We start from the raw sequence: 8,125 nt of genomic DNA, 5'->3' as shown, positions 1-8,125 counted from the left end.
TCAATGGACCCGTGCCTGCTTCCTTCCCGCAGGTACCCGCATGTCCGGATCTTGGACCTATTGCCGGTCGCTCTAAGTCATACCGGGCCGAGCGACCGAGCAGTCCCCGGCTGGGGACGATCAAAAAGGTAACGGGTCGTCCCATTTCCGGGGAGGGCTCCCGGGCAGGTGACGGTGTGTCGTGCCGGTCAGTCGGTCGGGGCGACGGGCGGAAAGTCAGCGAGTCGTCAGCGAAGGTCAGCCGGACCTGGTCGGCGTAGTCCTCGGGCGTGTGCGTGTACCGGTCCAGCGTCGTAGGCGCCTTCTCGTGTCCGACCACCCGCCGCTGCTCGTGGGCGTCGACTGCACCACAGGGCCTACCAGCCCCTCCCCGGACGGGGCCAAGGTCGTTCGGTGGGGCGCTCCACCTTGTCCCCGTCCGGGGAGGCTGGTAGGTCTGACGACTGCCCCGACGAGGAGATCGCTCTACCTGAACAAAACCCAGCAACTCACACGCGAACGGGATTGAACGCGACAGCGACAAGGAGGAAGACCCCAGCTCCGAGCGCGGCTAGAGCCGGCCAGGTGTCGATATGGGTGACCGTGGTGAGGACAGCCGTCAGAAACGTTGCCGACGCGCCTACCTGCCACCATTGGCGAACGCGGAGAAGCTTTGCGCCAAGTAGCGCCACCAGGAGTGCTGCTGGAAACGCGATGAACAAGCCAACTATGCCCTGCGCCGCCCCGCACGCCACGCCATCGACGCCTGAGTTCAGGCACTCGGAATTTGGGGGCATAACCTCCCAGGCAACGGTTACAGCTGCCACGCCAACTACGCCCGAATCCAACGCCATCCAGAGCCATCGGTCCCGCACGAACAGCAAGGTGCCATGCCCCAGCTTCACCACGGAGCCACCATATACTGCCAGTCAGTCAGCCGCGTGCCCTGGCAAGCCACGCTTGGTCGAAACGGTAGATCCGAGGGCCGCCATGGGCCATCCATGGGCCAGTAACCGTGGCGCCGAGCGGGCACGAGATGCAACCGGCCTGGCCGCCGCCCGCAGGCGGTTCGGGCATCACGACCGCTTGAGCACGCTTTTCCAAACTGAAGGTGCCGACCTCGGATGACGCCTACCATCGCCGCGTGCAAGACGACGACAGCAGCGGGCACATCTGGCGCGAGGAGGTGGCAAGCAGATCGCCGCTGGCTCACGAGGCCCAGGCGTTCGGTCGGCCCCAGCGCCGGAGGAAAACGGCAGCGGCCGACAAGCGTGCAGGTCAGCGGCGAAGACCGACGCCGGGCGACAGCAGTTTTGATCTTTCCGAAGCAGGGGTCCGAAACGTGGCGCACTTGCGGCCTGCCCTGCGGGCGGTCGCCGGCCGTCCTCGGGCACCCGCGACGCGTGATTCGAGAGTCAGCAAGTGCCGTACCGCGCGGCAACTCTCGGTCATGCTCGACGGCACGACCGGTACGTCTGACGACGCGGTACGGCACTTGATCACACTAGCTACTACGTGGGGTCCCTTCCCCTCCCCCGGGCCCCACCCCCACCCCCCATGCCCCGGTGATCAAGAGGTTTGCGTCACGACACGCCGGGACGGGTGACGCAACCTCTTGATCACGAGGGTGGAGCGGGGGTGGGGTGGGGGGTCGGTCAGCCCGCCGCGCAGCTCGGGCTGAGGGTGCCGGCGGCGCCGGTTCCCTGGAAGCCGAACTCGGTGGACTGTCCGGCGGCGACCTGGCCGTTGTAGGAGACGTTCGTCCACGTCGTCGTGCCGGTGCTACCGCTGTTGGTGGCACTCCAGGCGTTGGTGACGCTCGCGCCGGACGGCAGTTCGATCGTCACGGTCCATCCGTTGAGGGCCGACGAGCCGGCCGTCACCCGTACGTTCGCCACGAAGCCACCGGTCCACTGGTTTACCGTCACCGTCGCGGTGCAACCACCCTGCCCCGGAGGCGGGGTCGTGGGCGGCGGGTCGCTCGGCGGAGGCGTGGTGGGCGGCGGGTCGCTGGGCGGCGGGGTGGTCGGCGGCGGCGTGGTGGGCGGCGGGGTGCCGTTGTCCAGCGCCGCGAGGACCGCGTCGTACGCGGCCTTCTTCGAGCCGTTGCTGTTGAACAGCAACGGCGTCTGCGAGGACCGCCACGAGTCGCTGTCGCGGATGCCCCACACGGTGATGCCGTTGCAGCGGGCCACCGCCAGGCAGTCCTCCACCACGCTGCGGTACGTGTTCGCCGGAGCGCCCTGGATGTCCAGCTCGGTGATCTGCACGTCCACACCCAGCGCCGCGAAGCTCGACAACGTGGTGCGGTAGTTGCTGACGTACGGGGAGTCGCTGTTGAAGTGCGACTGGAAGCCGACGCAGTCGATCGGCACGCCGCGGGACTTGAAGTCGCGGACCATGTTGTAGACGCCCTGCGTCTTGGCCCAGGTCCAGTTGTCGATGTTGTAGTCGTTGTAGCAGAGCTTCGCGCCCGGGTCCGCCGCCCGCGCCGCGCGGAACGCGGCCTCAATCCAGTCGTCGCCGGTGCGCTGCAGGTTCGAGTCGCGCCGGCCGCCGGAGTTGCCGTCGGCGAACGCCTCGTTCACCACGTCCCAGGAGTAGAGCTGCCCCCGGAAGTGCGTCGCCACCTGCGTCACGTGGTTGAGGATCGCCTGCCGCAGAGCGCTGCCGCTCATGCCCTGCATCCAACTCGGCTGCTGGGCGTGCCAGGCCAGGGTGTGGCCGCGTACCTGCATGCCACGACTGCGGGCGTGGTTGACGATCTGCTCGGCCGAGCCGTAGCTGAACCGGCCCTGCTGCGGCTCAGTGGCGTCGATCTTCATCTCGTTCTCGGCCGTCACCATGTGAACTCACGGTTCAGGATCGTGGTGTACGCGCTGTCCGAGAGCTTGTAACCGGCAACGGCCGTACCAAAGTAGCGGCCCTTCTCGGCGGCGGACGCGCCGAGCGTGGTCCCGGCGGCGGCGGGCGCCGTCAGGACCAGCGCCATGCCGGCGGCGAGCGCGCCCGCCCCGGCCAGCGCGATGGCGGCTCTCGACGCCGCCCTCCATCTCGCATTTCGCATTCGTGCGACTCCCTATCGGTGGGTGGGGTCCAGAGGGGTCAGGAGACCGAACAGGTGGCCCCGTTGAGGGCGAAGGACGTGGGAATGCCGGCGTCGCCGGTGTGGGTGGCCTGGAAGCCGATGTCGACCGAGGTGTTCGGGGCGATGGTGGCGTTGTAGGAGACGTTGCGGGCGGTCACCGCACCGCTCGTCGGCGAGTACTCGGCGTTCCAGCCACCGGTGATGCGTTGCCCGCTGGGCAGGGTGAACGTCAGCGCCCACCCGTTCACCGTGGTGGTGCCGGTGTTGGTGATGCCCACGCTCGCGGTGAGCCCGTTGTTCCAGGCGTTGACCGTGTAGGAGACCCGGCAGGCGCCCGCGCTGGGCGGCGGCGTCGTGGGCGGAGGGGTCGTCGGCGGAGGGGTCGTCGGCGGAGGCGTCGTCGGGGGCGGCGTCGTCGGGGGCGGCGTCGTCGGCGGAGGCGTCGTCGGCGGGGCGGCGCCGTCGAGGCCGAAGAAGCGGATCACCTGGGCGGCGTCGACGGGGATGTTGTGCGTGACGCCCTGCAGGCTGATCGCCTCGACCGGGGCCATCGGGCCGCTGCTGCCGTACCGGGTGCGGGTGTAACCCGACTGCGGAGAGTCGGTGTACGTCGGGGTCTGGCTCAGGCCGTGCACGTTGGTCCACTGCTTGACCTGCTCACCGAAGTTCGGGTAGCGCAGGGTGTCGTCGCTCGTGCCGTGCCAGATCTGCATCCGAGGTCGCCGGCCGCTGTAGCCGAGGTACGCCCCGCGGACCAGGTCCCCCCACTGCTGGGCCGTCTTGATGAGCTGCCCGTTCGCGCACTGGCTGTTCCACTCGGAGGTTCCCCCGGTGGCGAAACAGGCGAACGGCACCCCGGCGAAGGACGCGCCCGCCGCGAACACGTCCGGGTAGTCACCGAGCATGACGTTGGTCATCATCGCGCCCGACGAGGTACCGGTGGCGAAGACGCGGTCCGGGTCGGCGGAGTACCGCTGCTTCACGTAGTCGATCATCGACATGAGCCCGGCCGGGTCGCTGCCCCCACCTCGGCGCAGCGCCTGCGGCGAGGCCACGTCCCAGCACTTGCTGCTGCGTGTCACCGACGGGTAGATGACGATGAAGCCGTACCGGTCGGCGAGGGACGCGTACTGCGTGCCGGAGTAGAAGGCGGGGCCCGATCCGGTGCAGTAGTGCAGGGCGAGCAGAATCCCCGGCCGGGATGCCACCCGGTCCGGGACGTACAGGTGCATCTGGAGGTTGGTGGGGTTGCTGCCGAAGCCGGTCACCTGCGTGAGCGTCGCGGCCGACGCGGGGGTGGCGAACGTCAGCGCGGCGGCGGCGACTGTCGCGACCGCCGTGAGGGCGCCGAGCAGCCTTGTTTTCAGTGTCATGGTTCGCGATCCCTCGGGGAAATGGCGCATGGAAGGGGGTTAGTCGAGGACTGCCCTTCGCCCGACCGTGACCGCGGCCCGCATGACCGATGTCAGCTTCGATCGATAACACTCGATTGTCAAGGCTTCCGGAAACCTTTCGGGGCAAGGGATTGGGCGGTCACCTGCACCGGTTCCGGGGCCGGCGGGACCCTTCGCCACCGGCCGACGCCGGGATATTATCGGCACGTTCCCGATAAGCAGACCGTCCTCGCGTGCACCCCCCTGCGAGCGTCCTCACCCGACTCCCGCGGGCACGAAGGAGATCGAGTGAAGATCGTCGACGCCCGGGTCATCGTGACCTCTCCGGGCCGCAACTTCGTCACCCTCAAGATCGTCACTGACGAGGGCGTCACCGGCGTCGGTGACGCCACCCTCAACGGGCGGGAGCTGGCCGTCGCGTCCTACCTGCGCGACCACGTGGTGCCGCTGCTGATCGGCCGGGACCCGGCGCGCATCGAGGACACCTGGCAGTACCTGTACCAGGGCGCGTACTGGCGGCGCGGTCCGGTCACGATGAGCGCGATCGCCGCGGTGGACACCGCCCTGTGGGACATCAAGGGCAAGGTGGCGGGCCTGCCGGTCTACCAGCTGCTCGGCGGCCGGTCCCGCGAGGGCGTCACGGTGTACGGCCACGCCAACGGCGAGACCGTCGAGGAGGTGCTGGTCGAGGTCGCCCGCTACGTCGACCTCGGCTACCGGGCGGTCCGGGTGCAGTGCGGTGTGCCGGGTCTGCCCCAGACGTACGGGGTCAGCGCCGACAAGCTCTTCTACGAGCCGGCCGACGCCGCCCTGCCCAGCGAGGCCACCTGGTCGACGCAGCGCTACCTGTCCCACGTGCCGAGCGTGTTCGCGCGGGTCCGCGACGAGTTCGGCCCCAACCTGCGGCTGCTGCACGACGTGCACCACCGGCTCACGCCCATCGAGGCGGCCCGGCTCGGCCAGAGTCTGGAGCCGTACGCGCTGACCTGGATGGAGGACCCGGTCCCCGCCGACCTCCAGGAGGGCTTCCGGCTGATCCGGCAGCACACCACCACCCCGATCGCCGTGGGCGAGGTCTTCAACACCGTGTTCGACGCGGCGCAGCTCATCCGGGAGCAGCTCATCGACTACATCCGGACCACCGTGGTGCACGCCGGCGGGATCACCCACCTGCGGCGCATCTTCGACCTCGCGGCGTTGCACCACGTCCGCAGCGGTTCGCACGGCGCCACCGACCTGTCGCCCGTCTGCATGGCCGCCGCGCTGCAACTCGACATCTCGATCCCCAACTTCGGCCTACAGGAGTACATGCGGCACACCGCGCAGACCGACGAGGTGTTCCCGCACGGCTACCACTTCGCCGACGGCTACCTGCACCCCGCCGAGGCGCCCGGACTCGGCGTCGACATCGACGAGGAGGCGGCGGCGCGCTACCCGTACGCGCCCGCGTACCTGCCGGTCAACCGGCTGGAGGACGGGACCGTGCACCCCTGGTGATCCGTCGGGTCAGTAGATGCGCCGCCCCCGCGCGTCGGGCACCCCGGACTTGCGGAAGAAGTACGTGTTGATCTGATCCCGCCACTCGGTGGCGCTGCGTAGCTGCTCGTCGAGGCGCTCGGCCACCCGTTCGTACACGGCCGGGTCGATCATCCCGTTCAGCGTCTGCCACCGACGCCGCATCACGGCCACCTCGTCGACGCCGGCGAAGTGGGTGTCGTAGATGTGCTGGATGACTGTCGATCCACTGTGCAGGACGTACGTGTACGGCACGTGGTGGAAGAACAGCAGCAGCTCGTCCGGGCAGGTCCGCGGCGACTCGTACACCTCGGCCCAGTACGGCGGGTACTGGCCGGCGAAGCCGGTGCCCGAGGCGCGACTACGGTCCACGCCCACGCCGTCGCGGTCGGCGAAGTGGTAGGTGCCCCACCGCGAGTACTCGTACCCGTCGACGTCGGGGCCGTAGTGGTCGCCGGGGTGGACCATGAAGCCGACACCCAACGGGGCGGTGTACCGCTCGTAGGTGCGCCAGGAGTCGTCCATGACCTCGTGCAGCGTCCGCCGGACCAGCTCCGGATCGGCGGTCGCGGATGGTGGGAACGTCAACGTCATCCACTCGTCGAGGACCGCCGTCGGGTCGAGCCGCGGATTCCAGGCCAGCCGGCCGACCGTGTAGAGGTTGGCCTGCGCCAGCGGATGCCCGGTCCAGAAAGGGTCGTCGCCGGTGTTGGCGACGGCGACAAGGCCTCCGCCCTTGCCCGCCTCGCCGGTGACCACGTCGGCGATCGTGCGCCCGCCGGGGCCCCAGGGCGCGAAGCTCAGGACCTCGCCCCAGCACGGCCCGAGGTGGCAGACGTGCCGCTGCTGGCCCGTGTACTCCTGCGTGACCTGCACCTCGACCGCGACCCGGGTGGCCGGCATCGCGGCGAGCACCGGCGAGACCGGTTCCCGCGTCTGGAAGTCCACCGGGCCGAACTTCACCTGCAGGACCACGTTGGTACGGAACCGCCCGTCGAGCGGAGCGAAGTGGTCGTACGCGGCCCGTGCGCGATCGGTGGACCGGTCCCGCCAGTCCTGGTGGTGGTTGTAGACGAACGCCCGCCAGTGCACCACTCCCCCGTGTGGGGCGAGGGCCTCGGCGAGCAGGTTCGCGCCGTCGGCGTGGTCGCGTCCGTAGCTGAACGGGCCAGGTTGGTCCTCGGAGTCGGCCTTGACCACGTAGCCGCCGAAGTCGCCGATGCGCTCGTACACGCGCCGGGTGGTGGCCGCCCACCAGGCGCGCACCTCCTCGTCGAACGGGTCGGCGGTCGGCAGTCCGCCGAGGACCATCGGTGCGGCGAAGGTGACCGACAGGTGCACCCGGATGCCGTACGGGCGCAGCACGTCCGCGATCTGAGCCACGTCGCCGAGCCGGCCGGTCAGCAGCAGCGCCTCGGCGCGGCCCACGTTGACGTTGTTCACCGAGATCGCGTTGATTCCACTGGCCGCCAGCAGCCGCCCGTACTCCCGAATCCGGGTCAGGTCCCCGCGCGGACGACCGCCGGTCCAGAAGATCGAGCCGCCCGCGTACCCCCGTTCGACCTGGCCCAGCACCGGATGCACGGCCACGTTGTCCCAGTGGTTGAGCAAGCGTCGGCGCAGCGCGGGCCGGTGCAGCTCGGGTGGACGGGCCGGGTCGAAGGCGGCCGCGCAGAGCCGTACGACGTGGAACAGCCCGTACAGGAGGCCGGCGGGCGCGTCGGCCAGCACCACCGTCGTCTCGCCGCTGCGGGCCAGCAGGAACCCCTCGTCGCCGAGCATCTCGCCGTCGCCCATGTCGGCGAGCGCCGCCTCCCCCGCCGAACGGGCCGCCTCGACCGCGGAACCGGGCAGCTCGGGCGCCCCGCGCAGGGTGAGCACCAGGTCGACGTCGACGTCCCAGGAGGGGGAATGCCACACCCGCCCGCCGTAGCGCGTGCAGGCGCGCGTCACCTCGTCGAGGACGGTGTCGACGAGCAGCCCGTCGCCGTGCACGAGGACGCGCCGCGCGCCGAGGGCCCGGAACGCCTCCGGCGGCAGCCACGCGGGGTGTACGCGCGGATCTTCGACGTCGGGCGACTCGGCCACGAACACCGGCTCCTCCAAGTCCGCGTTCACGCGTCCCTCCGCGTGACGATCACCTCGGCGG

Annotated in this window: 4 protein-coding genes and 1 pseudogene; 1 reads left to right on the top strand and 4 read right to left on the bottom strand. The window is 69.9% G+C overall.

Annotated features, from left to right (window positions below; translation table 11 throughout):
* Positions 1 to 488: 488 nt before the first annotated feature.
* The 3 genes and pseudogenes from ACLQ24_RS20360 to ACLQ24_RS20350 form a co-directional block, all read right to left on the bottom strand.
* Complete coding sequence (locus ACLQ24_RS20360; protein ID WP_425893296.1) at positions 489 to 887, bottom strand: hypothetical protein; 399 nt, start codon at positions 885 to 887, stop codon at positions 489 to 491.
* Between the two features lie 747 nt (positions 888 to 1,634).
* Positions 1,635 to 3,046: pseudogene (locus ACLQ24_RS20355) on the bottom strand (endo-1,4-beta-xylanase).
* A 38-nt stretch (positions 3,047 to 3,084) separates the two neighbouring features.
* A complete protein-coding gene (locus ACLQ24_RS20350) occupies positions 3,085 to 4,440 on the bottom strand; it encodes an extracellular catalytic domain type 1 short-chain-length polyhydroxyalkanoate depolymerase (RefSeq protein ID WP_425893295.1) in 1,356 nt (451 codons plus the stop codon).
* 309 nt (positions 4,441 to 4,749) lie between these two features.
* On the opposite strand from ACLQ24_RS20350, the gene manD reads away from it, so the two are divergent.
* Positions 4,750 to 5,958, top strand: coding sequence for a D-mannonate dehydratase ManD (gene manD / locus ACLQ24_RS20345; protein ID WP_425893294.1), 1,209 nt, complete (start codon positions 4,750 to 4,752; stop codon positions 5,956 to 5,958).
* A 9-nt stretch (positions 5,959 to 5,967) separates the two neighbouring features.
* Here manD and ACLQ24_RS20340 read toward each other — a convergent pair whose 3' ends face one another.
* The gene (locus ACLQ24_RS20340) at positions 5,968 to 8,094 is read right to left on the bottom strand and encodes an alpha-glucuronidase (RefSeq protein WP_425893293.1); all 2,127 of its coding nucleotides are present in this window, start codon (positions 8,092 to 8,094) and stop codon (positions 5,968 to 5,970) included.
* Positions 8,095 to 8,125: the final 31 nt, after the last annotated feature.

The sequence above is a fragment of the Micromonospora sp. DT4 genome (assembly GCF_049841675.1).
Lineage (GTDB): Bacteria > Actinomycetota > Actinomycetes > Mycobacteriales > Micromonosporaceae > Micromonospora.
Note: the sequence above shows the minus strand (reverse complement) of the source record. Positions and strands in the feature narration are given on the sequence as shown.